General features: G+C 56.1%; 10 protein-coding genes. All 10 read right to left on the bottom strand.

The window, feature by feature from the left end; genetic code table 11:
- Positions 1-6 precede the first annotated feature (6 nt).
- Positions 7-3,147 carry a SusC/RagA family TonB-linked outer membrane protein gene (locus F5984_RS24065; protein WP_152126775.1) on the bottom strand — a complete coding sequence of 1,047 codons (3,141 nt, stop codon included), beginning with the start codon at positions 3,145-3,147 and terminating at the stop codon, positions 7-9.
- A gap of 135 nt (positions 3,148-3,282) precedes the next feature.
- On the bottom strand, positions 3,283-7,395 hold the full coding sequence (locus F5984_RS24060; RefSeq protein WP_152126774.1) for a hybrid sensor histidine kinase/response regulator transcription factor: 4,113 nt from the start codon (positions 7,393-7,395) through the stop codon (positions 3,283-3,285).
- 117 nt (positions 7,396-7,512) lie between these two features.
- Entirely contained in the window at positions 7,513-8,907 is a 1,395-nt protein-coding gene (locus tag F5984_RS24055; RefSeq protein ID WP_246169345.1) for a DUF3748 domain-containing protein, read from the bottom strand.
- 20 nt (positions 8,908-8,927) lie between these two features.
- Complete coding sequence (locus F5984_RS24050) at positions 8,928-9,599, bottom strand: transaldolase family protein (RefSeq protein ID WP_152126773.1); 672 nt, start codon at positions 9,597-9,599, stop codon at positions 8,928-8,930.
- Entirely contained in the window at positions 9,596-10,525 is a 930-nt protein-coding gene (locus tag F5984_RS24045) for a ribokinase (protein WP_152126772.1), read from the bottom strand. Before F5984_RS24045 ends, F5984_RS24050 begins: the two co-directional genes overlap by 4 nt.
- A 40-nt stretch (positions 10,526-10,565) precedes the next feature.
- Complete coding sequence (locus F5984_RS24040; RefSeq protein WP_152126771.1) at positions 10,566-12,092, bottom strand: RagB/SusD family nutrient uptake outer membrane protein; 1,527 nt, start codon at positions 12,090-12,092, stop codon at positions 10,566-10,568.
- 24 nt (positions 12,093-12,116) lie between these two features.
- Positions 12,117-15,137 carry a SusC/RagA family TonB-linked outer membrane protein gene (locus tag F5984_RS24035; protein ID WP_152126770.1) on the bottom strand — a complete coding sequence of 1,007 codons (3,021 nt, stop codon included), beginning with the start codon at positions 15,135-15,137 and terminating at the stop codon, positions 12,117-12,119.
- A 26-nt stretch (positions 15,138-15,163) separates the two neighbouring features.
- A complete protein-coding gene (locus tag F5984_RS24030) occupies positions 15,164-16,351 on the bottom strand; it encodes a sialidase family protein (protein ID WP_246169343.1) in 1,188 nt (395 codons plus the stop codon).
- Between the two features lie 32 nt (positions 16,352-16,383).
- On the bottom strand, positions 16,384-17,355 hold the full coding sequence (locus F5984_RS24025) for a dihydrodipicolinate synthase family protein (RefSeq protein ID WP_152126769.1): 972 nt from the start codon (positions 17,353-17,355) through the stop codon (positions 16,384-16,386).
- A gap of 39 nt (positions 17,356-17,394) precedes the next feature.
- On the bottom strand, positions 17,395-18,990 hold the full coding sequence (locus F5984_RS24020; protein WP_152126768.1) for a sodium:solute symporter: 1,596 nt from the start codon (positions 18,988-18,990) through the stop codon (positions 17,395-17,397).
- Positions 18,991-19,047 lie beyond the last annotated feature (57 nt).

Genomic DNA, 19,047 nt, shown 5'->3' with positions numbered 1-19,047 from the left:
TGAGGTTTAGAACGTGACGTTCACGCCGAAGTTGAACAGTCGGTTGATGGGGTACGAAAGCCCGTCCGTGATTTCGGGGTCGATGTCTTTGGTCGGCAGCCGGTCGAAGGTGAGCAGGTTCAGGCCGTTTGAATACACCCGCAGTCGTTTGGCTCCCACCCGCCGGGCCACCGACGCAGGCAACGTGTAGCCGATTTCGGCGTTCCGAAGTCGGATATAGCTCGCATCGACAATGAAAAACGAGTTGGCAATGTTGTTGGGCGATGCCTGCGTGGTCAGGCGGGGGTAATTGATGGGTTCGCCACTCGCCACTCGCTCCGGGGTCCAGCTTTCGAGGTGTCGGCTAACGTAATTGCCAACCGTCTCGAAAATGCCCCGGCTTTGGTAGAAATTCGATACGCCCGTGATGCCCTGCAACAGAAAACTCACGTCGAACCCCTTGTAGGTCACGTTGAAAGCCGCCCCGAAGGTGTATTGCGGCACGTTGGAATAGCCAATGGGCGCGCGGTCTTTTTCGTTCACGATACCATCGTTGTTGAGGTCTTTGTATTTGAAATCGCCGGGTCGCGAGGCATGGCCCCCCACCACCTGATTGGGCGATGCCTTGATCTCGTCGTCGCTCTTGAAATAGCCGTCCACGATGTAGCCGAATGGCTGACCAATCGGGTAGCCGGTTTGCCGGTAGCGGTAAGCGTAGTCGGCGGGGAGCAGCGGCTCATCGGCGAAAATCTGCTTGTTGCGGGCGTGGTTGAAATTGATTTTCGACAATACCGAGAGGTCGCGGCTGAAGCGTTTCTGGTAGCCTAATTCAATTTCGTAGCCCCGGTTCTGAATCACGCCGAGGTTCACCGGCGGCAACGAACTGAGCGGCAATCCGTTCAGCACCGGCACGGTTCCCCGCGTCCGCAGAATGTTGTCGCGCTTTTCGGAATACACGTCCACCGCCAGATTAAGCTGGTTGAACAGGCCCAACTCGATGGCCACGTTGGCTTTTTTGGCCACCTCCCACTGCAACTCCTCGTTGCGGAGCAAACTCTCCTGAATCCGCTGCCCGAAGTTCAGGCTGCTCGTGTAGCCGCTCCCGGCCACCTGAATATTGTCGAGGTAGAGAAAGCGCAGGTTACTAACCCGGTCGTTGCCCACCGAACCGTATGACCCTCTAAGTTTCAGCAAACTAACCACCGGGTTATTCTGCAAAAACTTCTCGTTGGACACCACCCATCCCGCCGAAACTGCCGGAAAAAATCCGAACCGACGACCCTTCGCAAACTGCTCGGAGCCGTTGTAGCCCGCGTTGAATTCGGCAAAATACGTATCGTTGTAGCCGTAGGACAGGCGGGTGGACACGCCCCGCAAATTGAACGGCAACTGCGCGTCGATCACCTGTTGTTGCTGCTGATACAGCACCAAACCCGTAAACGAATGCCGGTCGGCAAAGACCCGGTTGTAGTTCAGATACGCCTGCACGTTCGAGAGGGTGTTGAACGCCCGCCCCCCCGACAAACTCAGGGGCGTATTCTGATCGTTGTTGTAGGGCCGGTAATACACACTATCGCGCCCGTCGCGCCCCTTGAGGTTCGGGTCCACCACCTGCACGAATTTGCGGTAAGTTTTACCCGCAAACAGGTTGTTGGTCGTGCGCGTATCGAACGATACAATGGCCTTCGCCGACAGCCCTTTGGTGATAAAATCTAAGTTCTGCTCCATGCCATACGATGCAATCACGTTACTCCGGGTCTGCTGAATGTAGCCCGTCCGGTTGATCTGCCCATAGACTGGGTTCACTTCGAGGTCCGAGGTCGTTACCTGTCCATCGGGCGTGACGGGGCCGGGGACGGTGGCCGGGAGCGAGAAAATACTGGCCAGAATATAGAGCGACGGCGACTGATTGGCGAGGTTGGTGCTGGGGTCTCCGCCCAAGGCCCCCCACACGCCGTAGGGCGAGTTTTGCTTTTCCAAATAGCCCGCCACATTCAGAAACGCCTTCAGCCGGGGGGTTAATTGAATATCGATGTTGGAGCGGAAATTGTAGCGTTTCAGGAAAAAGCTGGGGTCATAACTCAGACCGGGTTCTACCTTAAACTGCCCGCCCTGACTCAGAAACCCCGCATTCACGAAGTAGCTCATGTTTTTGGAACCGCCCGACACGTTCAGGTTGTACCGTTGCTGCGTCGAGAATTTTTTCAGGTTCATGTCGCGCCAGTTGGTGTTTGGGTAGCGAACCGGATCATCGCCGAGCCGGTAGCGTTCGAGGGCGTAATCGGTGAACGTTGGTTTCAGACCGTCGTTGATCTGGGCCTGATTCCGTAACTGGGCAAACTGATAGGAGTTGACCGGGTTGAGCAGCCGCGTGAAATCCTGAAGGCCCGTTTCGGCAGAAAAATTGATTTCGGGTTTCTCGCTCACTCCGCGTTTGGTCGTCACCAAGATAACCCCATTGGCCCCCCGTACCCCAAAAATCGCCGTTGACGACGCATCTTTCAGAATCGTGACGGTCTCCACCTCGTTGGGGTCAATGTAGGTCAAATCCCGCTCGACCCCGTCCACCAGAATAATGGGCGACTGCGCGTTGGTGGTGCCCTGCCCGCGGATAAACAACTGGGTTACGTCGCGGCCCGGCTCGCCACTGCGCTGAATGGCGGTGAGGCCCGGCAGTCGGCCCGCGAGTGTCACGGCGAGGTTAGCCGCCGGACTCTGCTTCACGTCGCGGGTCTGAATCGACGAAACCGCCCCCGTCACCGTAGCCTTTTTCTGGGTGCCGTAGCCCACCACGACTACCTCGTTCAGCGACTGTTCGCTGGCTTTCAGCGATGCGTTGATAGTGGTTTGCCCGCCAATCGCAATCTCCTGCGTGGCATACCCGATAAACGAGAAAACGAGCGTTCCCTTCACCACATTGGCATCCGACGTAGTAAGTGCGTAGTTGCCGCCTGCGTCGGTAGTGGTTCCCTGTTGAGTACCCTTGAGTGAGACACTGACCCCCGGCAGACCGCTCCCCGTTTCGTCGATTACTTTGCCGGTAATCCGGCTTTGCGAGGGCGTTTGCCCGCACACGGGAAGCCCCATTCCTATGCCCATTACCAGCAGAAACGCCAGTAAACGGACCACAAACCGGCTCCCTGATTGAACGTGTATTCGTTGGCGCATACAGATAGTGTAATTATTACTTGTTATAAGTCAAAAACTGTGGGGCAATAGTAGGGGGATTTGTGCAGCCACAAGGGAGGGATTTGTGCCAGAATACGGGGGAAAACTGGTCAGAGCGACCGGAAAGGGGGATTCTTAGGAAGTGGCCGGGTTAATTTTCCCGTACCCCGATGGTGTGATGCCAAATCGCTGCTGAAAATTCTGCCGGAAGGTTTTCAGATCGTTGTACCCCACGGCGTAGGCCACTTCCGCGACCATAAGCTCCTGCCGGGCGAGCAGTTGGGCCGCCCGCTTCAGACGAACATCGCGGATGAAATCGCCGGGCGAGAGGTCGGTGATGGCCTGTAGCTTACGGTAAAAGGCCGAGCGGCTCATGTTGAGCGACTCTACTAAAAACTGCGCGTTGAAATCGGGGTTTTCGATGCCCGCTTCGGTGATGTCCATAACCCGCTTCAAAAACTCTTCGTCCAACGAGTTGGTCGTTACGGCCTGCGGTTGCAGGATCAGTTCTTTGCGGAGCTTGTCTTTGAGCAGTTGCCGGTTCTGGAGCAGGTTCTGCAACCGAATCAGCAGCAGTTGCGGGTGGAACGGCTTGGGCACGTAGTCGTCGGCCCCGATGGTGAGACCCTCCACCTGATCGTCCACCGTGCTGCGGGCCGTGAGCATCAGCACGGGCAGATGGCAGGTGGTCAGGTGGGTTTTTATCCGTTTGCACAACTCGATTCCGTCCATGAGCGGCATCATCACGTCGCTCACGATCACGTCGGGCAGGTGCTCCTGCAAATACGCCCAGGCTTCCTGCCCGTTGTTCAGACTCGTTACCTCGTAGCTCGTTTGGAGCAGGTCGCGCAGGTAAGTCTGCACGTCCGGCTCGTCTTCCACCAGCAACAGCGTCGGGCGGTGAGTGGTAGGTGTCAGCAGCACCAACCCGGCCCCGGCAGGTTCCGGGTTTTCGGTGGATACGGGGTCGGGCGAAGGCGGCTGCTGCTCCGACGGGGGGACAACTAACGGCAGCGACACCACAAATCGGCTACCTTGATTAGGACTACTTTCGACGGTTATCGTGCCGCCGTGCAACTCCACTAACTCGCGGCACAAGGCCAGGCCAATACCCGTTCCCTTCTGCGCCAATTGGTGTTGATTATCAGCCTGATAAAAGCGTTCAAAGACTCGCTTCAGGTCGGTCGGCGGGATGCCAACGCCCGTATCTGCTACCGAAATTACCGCCCATTCGCCCGTTGGGTTTGCTCCCGTCCGATCAAGCCGAACGGTGATTTGGCCGTTGGCGGGCGTATATTTAAAAGCGTTCGTGAGCAAATTATACAACACCTTCTCCACCTTGTCGGCATCGACCCAGGCCAACAAACGACCGATTTCCGGCGCAAATTGGAGTCCGATGTTCTGCTGATTGGCCGCACCTTCAAATTGCCGCACCAGCCCGGTGCACAGAGCGACCAACTCGGTTGACTGCGGGTGCAGTTGCAGAAAGCCCGACTCGGCTTTGCTCACGTCCATGAGTTGATCGACCAACCGCACCATTTTGCCCACCTGCTGACTCATCAGCGTGAGTCGCTGCCGTACCTGCTCGCGGCTGAGTTGCGCCAGCGTCAACAACTCGTCCAACGGGGCCTTGATGAGCGTGAGGGGTGTTCGGAACTCGTGCGACATATTGGTGAAAAACCGGTATTTCATTGCGCTCAATTCCTGTTCCCGTTCGCGCTCGTAATGTTCCAGCAACAACTGTTTTTTGCGGTCGATCTCGATCAGCGAATACCGCCGAAGCAGATACAGAAACCCCAGAAGCAGCAGGCCGTAGCCCGTGTAGGCCCAGGTTGTCTGCCAGAAGGGCGGGCGAATTGTGATCAGAACGGGCGATGAAGCAGCCACCCAATCGCCATCGTTGTTGGTGGCTTTCACCCGAAACTGATACGTACCGGGCGGCAACCGGGTGTAGGTTGCCACCCGGTTTTTGGCCGCCGTTGACCAGTTGTCGTCGTAATTTTCGAGTTTATAGGCGTACTGCTTGTTGTCGAAACTACCGTATTCCAGCGCAACAAACGAAAATTGCAGCGTCGATTGGTCGTGCGCCAGCCGAACCGCCTGCGGAATAGCCCGCTCCAGTTCGTTGACTGAATAGGCGGGTTGGTTGTTAACCCGAAAATCAGTGAGAGCGAGGGCGTGTTTGAAATCGGGCTTTTGAATCCGGGCCGGGTCGAACAGGGTGTAGCCGTTCACTGACCCGAAAATGAGCCGCCCGTTTTTCAACAGGCTACCGGCGTTGTAGTTGAACTGATTAGACACTAATCCGTCGCTAATGGTGTATTTCACGTAACGATTCTGGGCGGGGGCGTAGCGATACAGACCCGTGTTGGACCCGAACCACAACTGCCCGTCGCGGTCCTCTAAAATCTTGTAAACCGTGGCATTGGCAATCTGTCGGTCCGGGCTAACGTGCCGGAATTTTCCTGTAACTGGGTTTAGGGCAAACAGCCCGTCGCCCGCGGTGCCTACCCACAAGGTTCCCCGCTGATCCTCAAAAATAGCCGTCACGTACAGGCCCGCTGCCGATACGGCGTCGTTCAACTTGGAGTAGGCCACAAACAGATCGCGCTGCTCATCGTAGCGGTTCAGGCCGGTGGTGGTTCCTGCCCAGATTTGCCCGTTTGTGTCTTCGTAGAGCGTGGCAATCTGATCGTTGTCGATGCTGCCGGGCCGGGCCGAGTGCCGGTAATGCCGGAACGTCTGGCTTTTTTTGTCGTACCGATCCAGTCCACCGAGGTTCGTACCGATCCAGACGCGCCCTTTTCGATCCACCAGAATATTGTTTACCGCATTGGAAACCAGACTATTGGCGTTGCCCGGTTCATGTTGCAGGTGCATCACCCGGCCCGTTTTGGGGTCGTACTGGTTCACGCCCCGGTTGTAGCTGCCAATCCAGAGTGTCCCGTCGGCATCGTCGTCGAGACCCTGAATCTGATTGCCGAGCAAGGTTTGGCCGGTTGGACCGGTGTGATTGAGCACCCGAATGGTTTGGCCGTCGCGCATCAGACCCACTACCCCGCTGTTCTCCAGCCCAAACCACAGATTCCCGGAGCGGTCTTCCACAATATCGCGGATAATTTTACCGTCCAACGCGCTGTGGGCGCGAGGCTGTGGAAACTGATCGAAGCCATAAGCCGAAAAGTAGGTTACGTTTACGCCCCCGTAATACGTCCCCACCCACATATCGCCCTGTCGGTCACGGCAAATTGAGAATACGTATTGATCGTTAAGGGCGTAGCGTTGGCTCGCATCGGTTTTTACGGGCGTAAGGGTCTGTTTCTGGAGATCAAAAACAAACAGTCCGTCGTCAGTGCCGATCCAGAGATTTCCGTTTAAGTCATCCTGTAAGGTACGCGCCGTTGCGAATAGGGATGGGCTAAGAGCCAGTTTTTCGACCGGTAAAAAGGCCGCTTCAGCCGGTTGGTACAAAAATACCCCACCGCCCGTTGCCACCCACATTCGGTTCAGGCGGTCTTCAAAAAAAGCATTTACGTGGTTCGCATCCCGGCTACGCCCATTGGCTCCAGGCGCATACTGACTACTGCTTTTGTGGTCGGGACTCAGGAGCGTCACGCCCGCGTCGGTGCCAACCCACAACCGATGCTGGGTGTCCTCCCGCACCGTAATAACCCGGTTGCTGGCGATGGCGGGCAACGACTGAGTGGTGTAAAACCGGAACGTCCGCCGTTGTTGGTCAATGGCAATCAGGCCGTGCCGATGCGTAGTCAGCCACAGCATTCCCCGGCTATCGGTGTATATTTTAAGAAACAACATCTGATTGAAGCCGTGTCGTTGGTTCTCGTCGGGCCTGAAAAACGGGGTAAACTGGTGCGTTATCGAATCCTGCACGAGCAGTTCGCCATTGAGGGTAGCGATCAGGACCTGTCGGTGGGCATCCTCACCAATATCGTAAATGTTGTCGCGGGGAATGTGGAAACGGCCTTCCCGTTCCTTGGAGTAAACCTGTAGTTCATGGCCATCATAGCGATTCAGGCCGTTGCGCGTACCCATCCAGATAAACCCCGTCTGATCCTGATAAATGCAGGTCACGGAGTTATTGGACAGCCCCTGTTCCTGCGAAATGGAATGAAATTTGGGGGTAATGGGCTGGCTATGAGCCGTCTGCCGGATAGCTGCCCAACCGACTAAAAAAAGTATAACGGACAACAGCCCCCCATGCTTCACTTTAACTCCTTGCCGTATCATTCGTACATCAACCTGACCAACGTAATCTGCTGCTTGTTGAAAAGAACCTGACAGAAAACGTTACTCATTATTTTCGGGCATTCTCCGTAATGGTCAATTGCACAACCTGACAGGCAATCAAAACCAACTTAGTTGAAATACTTGAATGAACCGACCGACTACCGTGCTGACGTAGCGATTGTACACCACCCGGTCGCCCTTGTTCGACCAGGTAACGCCGTTTATGGGTCGATTTTCGTCGGCAGCACGCGGGGTTAATCGGTGGGGGTGGCCAGTTTGTAAATCGCTGATGAACAGGCTATTGTCGGCGGCATACGCAACTTGTTTTCCATCAGGGCTGAAGTTGAACGGGGTTTGAACGGAGAACGGCTGATGGGTTAGCTGCCGAATCGGGCCGCCGTTAGGCGATACGCCAAACACCTGGATATACCCGTCGGCGTCTTTGGCCAGAAATCCGATCAACGAGCCATCCGGCGTGGTTCGCAGCCAATGGCGTGGGCCTTCAATGCCGGTTTCGGTGAACGTGATCCGACGCTGTACCACCCCGGCGGGCGGGTTAGGTCGGGTGGCTGCCGTGCCTTCAAGGGGTTCGTTTGGGGCGGCTTTGGTTAGATCGCTGGGATTGCTGGGCAGGTCGAGGACGAATACTTCGGTGATGGTCTGGTTGGCTTTGTTGCGGACATTTCCCTGAAACGCCAATGCCCGTTTCTGTTGGCTACCATCCGGCTTTTGATAGCCATCGCGGCCAATCCAGGTTTCATCAAACGCTTTGTCGATCTCGTTGCTGCCGGGCTGGGGTTGCTCCGTTACCCGCGCCACCACCGTCGCGAACCACTCACCCCCGAAGGTGTCGGCGTTGTTGGCATCAGGAGCCGAGACTGCCCGAACCGGAGCCATTACCCCCACCGTTCGCAGGTCTTTGACGGATATGTCCGTATGGGACAGGCGTTCAATTACCTCGTCGTTGTACGTAAAACTGACCCATTCGCCATCGCCACTCCACTGATGCGCGTGGGTGCCGCCCCGCAAAGCTCCGGGCGTGAACGGGGGTGAACCATCGCGGCCATCGAGAAAGTGCGGTCGTTGGGGTTGGTCGATATGGATCAGTACGCCCGTTCGCCGGGTGATGGCGTAGAGTGTTTGAGCATCGGCGTTGCGGAGGCCGTGCAGAAACAGCACCTGGGATTTGGTTGGGCAAAACGTGGCGGCACCGGCTCCAGGGCCATGCTCAGTCTGATTTGGGGTTTGATACACCAGCCGGTCTTCGCCCGTTTTGAGGTTCAGGATTCGGATACAGCAGGTTTTGCCCAACTCGGTATCAAGGTTGCGGGTATCGTACACAATCCACTCGTCATCGGGCGAGAACACCTGCGTGTTGTTCAGGGTGTGGCCTGTAGCGTCGTGCGTAAGCTGACGTTCTGTCCGAAAATCACTCCGTATTGTCTGGCTCTTTACGTCAGATATACCCATTAGTAAAAGGCACAGTGTGCCGGTTTGGATCGCCCGTTTCATCGGCTTACACGGGTTCGTTTTCAGTCAAACGGATACGTTTCCAAACGGTTCGTTTGCTCCCAATCGGCCTCGAAAGCCTGTAGCGACTGCTCCGTGACCGGATGCAGAAAGAGTTGCTCAAACACATCGTAGAAAATAATAACCCCATCGGCTCCGGCCAGCAGACAGTCCTGCACGTCCTGCACGGACCGAACGCTGGCGGGCCGTATGTGGGTTTTTACCCCCCAACGCCGGTACAGCGTCGCGATGTTGCGGATCAATTCAATGGCGTCTTCGCTGGCATCGCGTACCCGACTGAAGTAGGGGCAAATGGTAGTGGCGTGGGCCGACGCGCTGGCGTACGCCTGATTCACCGAACACACTGTCGTGATAAGCGTCTCGGTGTTGTTGGCTTCCAGTTCGGCAGCCGCAGCCAGCCCTTCGCGAGTAGCCGGTAATTTGGGAATGATTCGGTCTGAGATTCGTTTCAAATACGCGGTTTCCCGTAGGAAATGCTCCTGCGTAGGGCCATGAAGCTGCATGTACAGGGGCAATTGCGTCGCGCTGATGACGTCGGAGGCTACCGATTCAAGTGTTTGGCCACCCTTCGTCCAGCCCGCAATAACGGTTGGATTTGTTACAATGGCGTTAACTAATCCGGTTTTCGAGGCCGCAAACACTTCTTCCACCGTGCCGGCAATCCAGATGCTCATAAGCGGTGTTGGTTAATAAACTCGTCTAATTCGGACGTAGTAGGCAATCCGTTGATGACGCCTAATTTTCCGGCACAATACGCTCCCCCATGAACCGCCCGGCGAACCGCGTCAATCAGGGACTTCCCTCTTGCCAATTGACTGGCCACCAAGCCATTAAAGCAATCGCCAGCTCCGGTTGGATCGACCGTCTGAATGCTGGGTGCAGGTATGGATTCGACCTGATTCGCCGTCACCAGCAGAGCACCCAGTTTTCCCCGCGTAACTACCACCGCACCCGGCCCCAGAGCCAGAAGTTGCTGGGCCAGGTCTTCCGTCGGTGTACCGTCGTCGGGTGGCAGACCCAGTAGCAAGCGGGCTTCGGTTTCGTTGGGCGTCAGAATGTCAACGTATTGCAGGAGACCGTCCGGTAGGCGACGTGCCGGGGCTGGGTTCAGCATGGTCAGGCAACCGTGCCTGCGGCCCAGTTGCAGGGCCGTTTCAACGGCATCGTTGGGCACCTCCAGTTGCGCGACAACCACCCTGCTATCAGCAATGGCTGCTTCTGCATCCCTCACCAAATCTGGGGCCATCCACTGGTTGGCACCGGCATCGAGCACGATGGTATTTTCGCCCGATGGAAGTAGCGTCACAAAGCCGCAGCCTGTATGAATGCCTTTGACCTGATGAACGTATTGGGCAGATAGATTTTCCTGTTTGATTATCTGCATGGCCTTTTCACCAAACAGATCCTGCCCGATGCAAAGGATTTGCGAAACGGAAGCCCCGGCTCTGACTGCCGCAATGGCCAGATTTAACCCCTTCCCACCCGGTCCTAGGTCGAAACCCGTCCCCATGAGGGTTTCGCCCGGTACCGGTGATCGGGGCACCCGGATGGTCAGCCCCATCACGAAACTGCCCACCACAAACACGTCGTTTTTTCTCATAAATCGGTGGCCGTTGCAACCCGTCGCATTCGCATCTGCATCATTTCCATTCCGGGTGCTGCACCAGCTTGGTGGCGTTGTCGATGGCGGTTTGCGGAATGGGCCAAACGTAATTCTTGGCGGGGTTGAACACGCGGGTTTCGATGTTTTGCAGGGGCAACACACCCGGAATGGTGAAGCTGACCACCGGCTTGTTCAGCACGGTTTGGGCGGTTTTCCAGCGTAGAATATCGTAGTAGCGAAGTCCCTCCCCGGCCAGTTCGACCCGGCGTTCGTTGCGGATCAGGCCACGTAACGACTCGCGGGTAGTGTTGCGGGCGCGATCTACTTTCGGCATCCCGGCCCGCGTCCTGATCTGGTCAAGGGCCGCATACACCGACTCATCTGGTCCGGTGGCTTCATTTTTCGCTTCGGCGTACATCAGTAATACGTCGGCGTAGCGGAAAATAATCCAGTTGACCCAGCTTGAGCGTTGCTGATTGGTCAGGTCGGCAATATACTTCCGGTAGTAGATGTACGTTTTCGCCTGCGTTTTGTCGTCTTTATTATTGATTGGATCGTACTTGACCCCGGCGAAGGTTTCAAACGGCGTAATGAACGTCTGGGCGAAACGTGGGTCGCGGTTCTCAAACGGCTTCAGCGGGTTGTACAGCGGTGACTCTGTGATGGGCAGTCCGTCTTTGCTCTCGTAGGAATTGACCAGATCGGGCAAGGGCAGCGAAAGACCCGACCCGCCGACCTGATAGAACCCGTACGAGAACTGAATGGTATGGACCGACAGATCTTTAGCGTACTGGTAGGCCAGAATCACCTCTTTCGTCTGATTGTTGAACGCCGTCAGGAACAGCTCGTTGAAATTGGGGTGCAACTGATACGTATTCAGGTCCATCACGGTCTTAGCGGCAGTAGCGGCTTCGTCCCAACGCTCATTGAACAGCAAAATCCGCGCTTTCAAGGCCAAAGCCGCTCCTTTGGTAATCCGACCATTGTCAGCCGCCGTTGGGTAGCGGATGGGCAAATTTGGAATCGCCAGATCGAGTTGATCGAGAGCATATTTGATCACCGTTTTTTTGTCGCTTTTCGGGATGTCGGACTCCGATAGCGGCAAAACTTTATCTACCAGCGGTACGTCGCGGTACAGGGTTGCCATCTCGAAATATTTCAGGGCGATCATAAATTGCGCTTCGCCCTTGAGCCGACTGCTCAGTTCGGGTCTGATTCCCGGTATGCCATCGACCCGCGCCAGCAACTCAAGGCAATGCCGGATGGTGCCGTAGCCCCACTTCGACGCAATTACCGCCGACGTGGGTTCGTACGTCCCGTTGGCGACAACCCCGTTGGCAGTGGTTGCGGTGTAGGCGTCGTCGCTCATGGCGTTGAAGATATAATCGCCCGCGCCCGGCAAGGTGCGGTAGGCATCGTTGATCCAGAAAACGGCATCCTGCTCCGTTTTCCAGAACAGTTTGTCGGAGGGGGCGGTGAGGGGCAAGGTTTCGAGGAAATTATCCTTACAGGCCGATACCGTGCTGAGTAGCCCCGCAAAAGCGATAAAACGAAAGAGTTTCATGATGATGTCTGTGTTAAAGCCAGTTTACAACGACAGATTCAGACCAAACGTAGTGACCTTGCTGAGTGGATAGAAGTTGCCGCTGCCGTTGGGAGCTTCGGGATCGAAGGCAAGCATTTTGGTGAACGTGACGAGGTTTTCACCACTAAAGAATACCCGCAACCGGGCTATTTTCAGTCGCTCCGTCAGGTTGGCGGGTAATGTGTAGCCCACCTGAATGTTTTTCAGGCGGAAATAGGCGGAGTTTTGCAGGTGGAACGACGAAAAGGCTTTGTTCACCCCGCCAATCCGCGTTTTGGGAAAGCGACCATTAGGGGTTTCGGGCGTCCAGCGGTCGAGGTGAATCGTCATGGCCGAGGCTAAATTATCCTGAAAGGCGTGCCAGCCCAACGACGACATGTACGTGAGCCGGTAGCCGACTCCCTGCCCGAAGGCCGAAAAATCGAAGCCCCGCCACGACAGGTCCACATTGACACCGTAGGGAAACATGGGGGTTTGGCGGCCCAGATGTACCCGGTCGTCGGCGGTGATGGTGGTGGGATTACCCCCGTGTTCCACGTACCGAATGTCGCCGGGGCCGGTCTGCACGTTCTGAAACGAAGCCGCTTTCACTTCCTCAGTGGTCTGAAACAGCCCGGCGGCTTCCCAGCCAAACCACTCGTTCACACCGTAGCCCACTTCGGTAATGGTGGTTCCGTCGATGCGCGGACCCAGCCCGCCCACGTCCACCACCGTTTCGCGGGCATTCGATAGCTGTACACCCACGTTGTAGCGAAAACCCTTGATCTGGTTCTGATGCTTCACCTCAATCTCCCAACCCCGGTTATCGACCGTACCGACGTTCTGGAAAACCCGGCCCCGGCCATACGTGTCCGGGACGGGCGGCTGTAGCAAAATGCCCCGTGTGCGGTCCTTAAAAATGTCGAAGGTCAACAGCAGTTTGTTACTCCAGAAACCCGCGTCGATGCCGAGGTTGGCGGTTGTTTTGGTTTCCCAGGTCAAATCGGGGTTGGGGTTGCCACTGTAGAATGCAGTGGTGTTAGGTAGCCCGTTGAAATAATACGCACTGGTGCTGACCGACGAAGCAAACTGATACAGGGCCACGTTCTGGTTGCCCACCTGCCCCCACGAGGCCCGCAGTTTGAGGTCGTTCACGACGCGGTTGTTTTTTAGAAACGGCTCATCGCTCACGCGCCATCCCCCCGATACCGACGGGAACAGACCCCAGCGCACGGGCGCGGCAAACCGCGACGAACCATCGTACCGAACGATGCCTTCGAGCAGGTACTTGCCTTTGTAATCATAGTTGGCCCGCCCAAAAAACGACTGGATTGCCCATTCCGAAGCCGAGCCGCCCGTTGTCCAGGTCTGCGTATTGGCCGACCCCGCGTTAACTACGTAAATCTCGTCGGTCAGGAAATCGCGCCGACCCACCGTTTCCGCAAAATCCTGATTCCACTCGCGGGAGAAACCGCCCAGTAGTTTCACGTTGTGGTCGCCGAACGTCCGGTTGTAGTTCAGCAGTAGCTGGAGGTTGTGCTGGTAGTTGGTCTGATTGGCCGTCAGCAGTGAATTCGTGCTATAATCAAAATCGACGGTTTTTAAATTTACCGGGTTGATGAATTTCATGCGTTTACTGTAATCTACCCGGCGCGTCTGATCGAATTTTCCGCTGTACATCCCCCCAATCGACAGGCCGTCGAGGATGCGGTAGTTCAACGTAACGGCCCCCGTCAGCCGGTTGAGCCGCTCGCGTGCAAACCCACCATCTTCGGAGGCCAGCCCAAGCCGATTGGCAAAGGCCGTCACCGAAGCCCACTGCCCGTCGGAGGTAAAAATTGGGTAAACCGACCCGCGCCGGTAGGCTTCAAAAATAATGTCGTTGATCGTGCGGGTTGGTCCGTTGGGGTACGAGGCTTCGGAAGGGGCTTTTTGCAGCGATGGCGCAAACTGAGTCATAATGCCCACATCGAGCCGCTTGCCCACCGTAAAATTGTTGTTGGTGCGGATGTTAATTCGTTCGTAGCCCGTGTTCCGCATAATACCGTCCTGCTTAAGATAACCCAGCGAAATGTAATAATTCGAGTTTTCGCCCCCGCCCGAAATACCGACGTTGTGTCCGGTCTGCGGGGCGGACCGAAACAGAAACCCCAGCTTGTCGGCACTGGGCAATGCCCCGGTGCGGTACTTCTCGATGTCGGCATCCGTGAAGGTAAAGTTGGTTTGGTTAGGATTGTCGTTGCGCTCCCCTTCCTTAAACAGCAGCGCGTGTTCGTAAGCGTTGGCCATTGTGGGTAAGCGGGTGGGGCTTTGCGTCCCCACGTAGCCGTCGTACGTCACCCGCGTTTTGCCCGACTTGCCTTTTTTGGTCGTTACCAGAATAACGCCCCCCGAAGCCCTCGCCCCGTAAATAGCCGCCGAGGCCGCATCTTTCAGCACCGAAATACTCTCGATGTCGTTGGGATTCAGGTTCTTCATCGACATGGCAATACCGTCCACAATCACCAGCACCTCGTTGCTATTGAGCGTGCTGATGCCCCGAATCCGCAGGCCAATGTTCTCGTTGCCGGGTTGCCCGCCGGTTTGGGTAACTAACAACCCCGGAATCCGCCCCTGCAACGCCTGACTCGCATTGGTTACCGGGCGGTTCTCAATCTGTTTTGTGTCAATACTGCCCACGGCCCCCGTCAAGTTAATCTTTTTCTGGGTGCCGTAGCCTACAACAACCACCTCATCGAGAGCTTTATTGTCTTCGTTGAGTACCACCGACACGTTCGTTTGGGCGGGTGTAAGCGGCACTTCCTGCGTGACGAATCCAATGATGGAAACGATCAGGGCGTTGCCCGCGCCATTGGGAACGGTTAGTTTAAAAAGGCCATCCAAATCGGAGGTGGCCCCGCGCGTGGTGCCTTTCACCAGCACACTCGCCCCCACCAGCGGATTGCCGCCCGCATCGCGAACGGAGCCGGTGATGGTCCGTTCCTGCGCCATGACCCGGAGGCCAAGTAACAGAAACAGCGCAATCAGGAGTAGTTTGTTTTTCATGATTGAACGTGGTTTGTGAAATGGATTTATTTCAATACGACGAAGTCGCTAACGCCCTCCAGCAGGGATTTCCATTCGTCGGGGGTGCGGTATTTGCGGAAGTTTTTGACGCGGTGGAACGTCAGAAAATTAGAGTTGTGCTGATTATCGGCCCCGCCCATGCCATCCTCGAAAGCGGTACGCGAAGCAATAACAATGTCCTTCCCATCGAACTGCCAGTCTACATACTGAAACCCGTGCTTTTCGACATCCGGGTTGTATAAGACGATTCCGCGAATGGTCCAGTTTTCCAGATCGGGCGACGACAGCATCACCTGCGAGTTCCGGGCACGTTCGCGCTTGTAAACGCGGTGTTTGGGGAGTGCGTAATTGGTGAAGGTGTAGTATAACTCGGTTTTCGGGTCGAATCGGATGTTAAACTTCTTGCAGGCCCCCGGCAGCTTGATGAATTTGACCGTCGTTGAATCGGCAGTACGCCCATCGTCGCTCACCCGGTACATCACCGCCTGATCGTCTTCTAAATTATTGACCCGCAGGATGTTCCAGGTTTCGCCTTTCGGATTCATGACTATGTTGCCTTCCAGCCACGCATTGCCCGGTTTCCACTCGGCTTTGTGATAAGTCAGACGTTGCGTAAACGACCAGCTTTTGGGATCGAGCAGGTCTGCATCGACGGGGGCGGAGGCCACAAAACTCTGGAAATTGCCCCAACTCGTCACCGGCACATTGCGTTCCATGCCTTTCCAGACTCGCCCCTTGAACACCTGTACCGGCACCGACGCGCAATGGAAACCCTGCTCCGTACTCAGGTAGCCCTCGTCCACGCTACTCCAGTTGCGGCCTCCGTCGGTGGAGCGACGAATCGACATCCGCCCGTACTCTTTCGTTGTGCCGAACAGGTACAAGTCCCCCTTGTTGACAAACAACGTGGCCCACCACAGGCTATCCAATTCAGCGATTTTCTGCCAGCTTTTCCCCCGGTCCGACGACCCAAATACATGGGTGTGCTGCGGGGTTGGTCCTTTTCCGAAAATATCGTGCGAGGCCACATACTTGCCATCGGGTAGGATCACGATGCTGGGCGACCCCAAATAGTTACCAGACGATTTGGGCAGGTGGTCAATCACCACACCCGGCACGTTCGGGAAGCTTTGTGCCCCGGCGAAGGGCATGGTTAGGAGGCAAATCAGACCAATGTGAAGAAGTCGTTTCATGATGGTTGAGCGGAAAAGTGACCTGTAGTCATTCATAATGGAAAAAGCTGGGGTTGAACCGATTCAATACCAAGTTCCTCGTACAGCCGCTCGACTTTGGACAGGAGCGCGTCCATGTCGTTCCGCACCGAAGGCGTGAAGGGGTCAACGGTTCGGCGGGTGTGGAGCGAGATGGGCAGGCCACGTTTTTGCAGGCTGTATTTGGCAATGATAGGGTAAGCCGTATGCACCAAGGCCATGCAATCGGTTAGAAACTGCTGTACCCGAGCAGCCTGCTCCCAGCGCGATGGATCATCGTAATGTCGGCATAACCAGACGATTAACTCCGGGAAATGATTGCCCTGAATGCACGACAGCCCAGCCGCCCCTGCCCGTAGCGACGACACCGCGTTGACCATGTAGGCATCGTACAGGCCAAACTCGTAGCCTTCGGCCACCCGCAAGCGTCGGGCTACTTCGTCGGCATCCAAACTCGTGTCTTTGTGGTAAATGAGTCGCCCCGTGGACAGCAGGTCGGCTAAAATAGTGCTATTGATGAGCCGCTTGTAGGGAACTGGACATTCGTAAAGCCCCAACGGAATGGCCCCGGTCAGGTCCATTAACTGGTGCATTCGGTCCAGAAAAACGGCATCGCTTTCGTCAGGCATTACCAACTGACTCGTAATCACGATGACCGCCTGAACACCGGTATCGTATATTCGTCTGACAAAATCAGTCTGCTGCTCCATCGACCCCCCCAGCGTGCCAGTCGCCACCACCGGAACCCGACCCGCCACCTGACTGACCACCTGACGAGTGACCGAAAGCCGCTCCGAGTCGGTCAGTTCGTACATTTCGCTCGACAGACAATTGGCAAACAGCCCGGCAGCCCCCGATTCCAGGTAGAAATCGGTCAGGTGGGCCAGCCCCGGCGTGTCAATGGCCCCCGATTCGCGAAACGGGGTAAGCATAACGGGAATAAAGCCCCGTGGTAAGGGGGTACGGGCGTTGTTGAGTAAGGACATAACAGTGAACAGGTTGGACGGTTTGTACGCGAGAAGCACTCAGTTGTATTCGGGCTGGGGCGGGGTGGTTGCCCGATCGACTGATTCAGGGGTGGATCGCAAGCGGGTCAGCAGCACCCCGATTAGGAAAATAGTGAGCGTGCCGACCACCATAATCATGTTCGGGTGGAGCGGGTTGCGGAGGAACGCATACTCGTCGGGCAGTCGGCCCGAAAACGTCATCCAGACGATCACCAGCACCCCGATGATCGTGGCCGTTAGGGCCTCGGCATTACGAGTAGAGCGGGAGATGATACCCAGCAGGAACAGGCCCAGCATGCCGCCCGCAAAAATTCCCGACAGCAGCCACCAGATGTCCAGCACGCTTTTGATACCGATCATGGCAATGCCCGTCAGCATCCCCAGCAGACCAAAACCGGTGGTTGCCACGTACAGCAGCCGCAACGACTGTTTACCAGTCAGGTTGCGGTTCACGTATCGCCCGTACACATCGACCGAGAACACCGTTGCCGAGGCATTCATCCCCGAACTGATCGTGCTCATGGCTGCCGACATGATAGCCGCTACAATCAGGCCCACCAGACCCGCCGGTACGTTGTTGACCATAAAATGCGGCATCACTTTGTCGCCAATGTCTGCCGGACCGAGGGTTGCGGCCAACTGAGCAATAGCTGCCTGACTGCCACCGGGTAGGCGTTCGGCAGCCACGCTCAGACGAACGGCGTTCAGCAGGTCGGGGTTGTTCTGGTAGTAGGCATACAGGGCAGAACCGATAAAAAAGAACATCAACGAAATCGGCACGTAGAGATACACGCACAGCCAGATTGAGCGGGTGGCCTCGCGAACGGAGGTGGTTGTGTGATACCGCTGCACGTAGTTCTGATCCATGCCAAAGTTGTTCAGGTTCATGAAAAAACCGTACAGCAGCACCACCCAGAACGTCGATTGGGTGAAATCGGGCGCGAAACTCCCCAGGCTGAATTTTTGGTTGGTCTGTCCAACGGTCAAAATGCGCCCTATGCCACCGGGTAGTCCATCGATTACCAACCACAGAATAATGACGGCTCCGGCGGTTTTCACCACGCCCTGCACCACCTCGGTCCAGATAACGGCCTCCATACCCCCCAGCACTGTGTAGACAATAATACAACTCCCCACGACAACCATAATCGTGGCCATCGGGTAGCCCGTCAGGGCCTGCAAGCTGAGGGCGATACCAAAGAAAATAGACCCCATCCGCGCCAGTTGAGTCAGCAGAAAGCAAACCACGGCGTAGGTTCTGGCCCAGGGCCCGAAGCGTTTTTCGAGGTGCGTATAGGCCGACACCTCGCCCGTGTGCCGGTAAAACGGAACGAAATGCCGGGCCGCAACCCAGGCCGCGAGGGGCATCGACATACTAAATACGAACGAGTTCCAGTTGGACCCAAACGCTTTGCCGGGTACGCCCAGAAACGTGTTGCTGCTCAGAAACGTCGCGTAAATCGACATACCGATCGCCCAGCCCGGTATCCGGCCCGACGCGGTCGTGAACTGATCGGCGTTGCTTGTCTTGCGGGAGAAATACACGCCCACACCCACCATGCTCAATAAGTAGGCAACGATTACCAGCAGGTCGATAATAGGCAATGTCTTCATGTAGAATAGTACAAACGATATTTCGATAAAACCCTGATTTGTGGAGCCATTTAAACT

Source organism: Rudanella paleaurantiibacter (assembly GCF_009184635.1).
Lineage (GTDB): Bacteria > Bacteroidota > Bacteroidia > Cytophagales > Spirosomataceae > Rudanella > Rudanella paleaurantiibacter.
The sequence above is the reverse complement of the archived record's forward strand: the minus strand, read 5'-3'. Positions and strand labels throughout refer to the sequence as shown.

Bases quoted from the DNA above. Each gene is read 5' to 3' on its own strand.
- F5984_RS24065 (WP_152126775.1), bottom strand. From the start codon at position 3,147: ATGCGCCAACGAATACACGTTCAATCAGGGAGCCGGTTTGTGGTCCGT.
- F5984_RS24060 (WP_152126774.1), bottom strand. From the start codon at position 7,395: ATGATACGGCAAGGAGTTAAAGTGAAGCATGGGGGGCTGTTGTCCGTT.
- F5984_RS24055 (WP_246169345.1), bottom strand. From the start codon at position 8,907: ATGAAACGGGCGATCCAAACCGGCACACTGTGCCTTTTACTAATGGGT.
- F5984_RS24050 (WP_152126773.1), bottom strand. From the start codon at position 9,599: ATGAGCATCTGGATTGCCGGCACGGTGGAAGAAGTGTTTGCGGCCTCG.
- F5984_RS24045 (WP_152126772.1), bottom strand. From the start codon at position 10,525: ATGAGAAAAAACGACGTGTTTGTGGTGGGCAGTTTCGTGATGGGGCTG.
- F5984_RS24040 (WP_152126771.1), bottom strand. From the start codon at position 12,092: ATGAAACTCTTTCGTTTTATCGCTTTTGCGGGGCTACTCAGCACGGTA.
- F5984_RS24035 (WP_152126770.1), bottom strand. From the start codon at position 15,137: ATGAAAAACAAACTACTCCTGATTGCGCTGTTTCTGTTACTTGGCCTC.
- F5984_RS24030 (WP_246169343.1), bottom strand. From the start codon at position 16,351: ATGAAACGACTTCTTCACATTGGTCTGATTTGCCTCCTAACCATGCCC.
- F5984_RS24025 (WP_152126769.1), bottom strand. From the start codon at position 17,355: ATGTCCTTACTCAACAACGCCCGTACCCCCTTACCACGGGGCTTTATT.
- F5984_RS24020 (WP_152126768.1), bottom strand. From the start codon at position 18,990: ATGAAGACATTGCCTATTATCGACCTGCTGGTAATCGTTGCCTACTTA.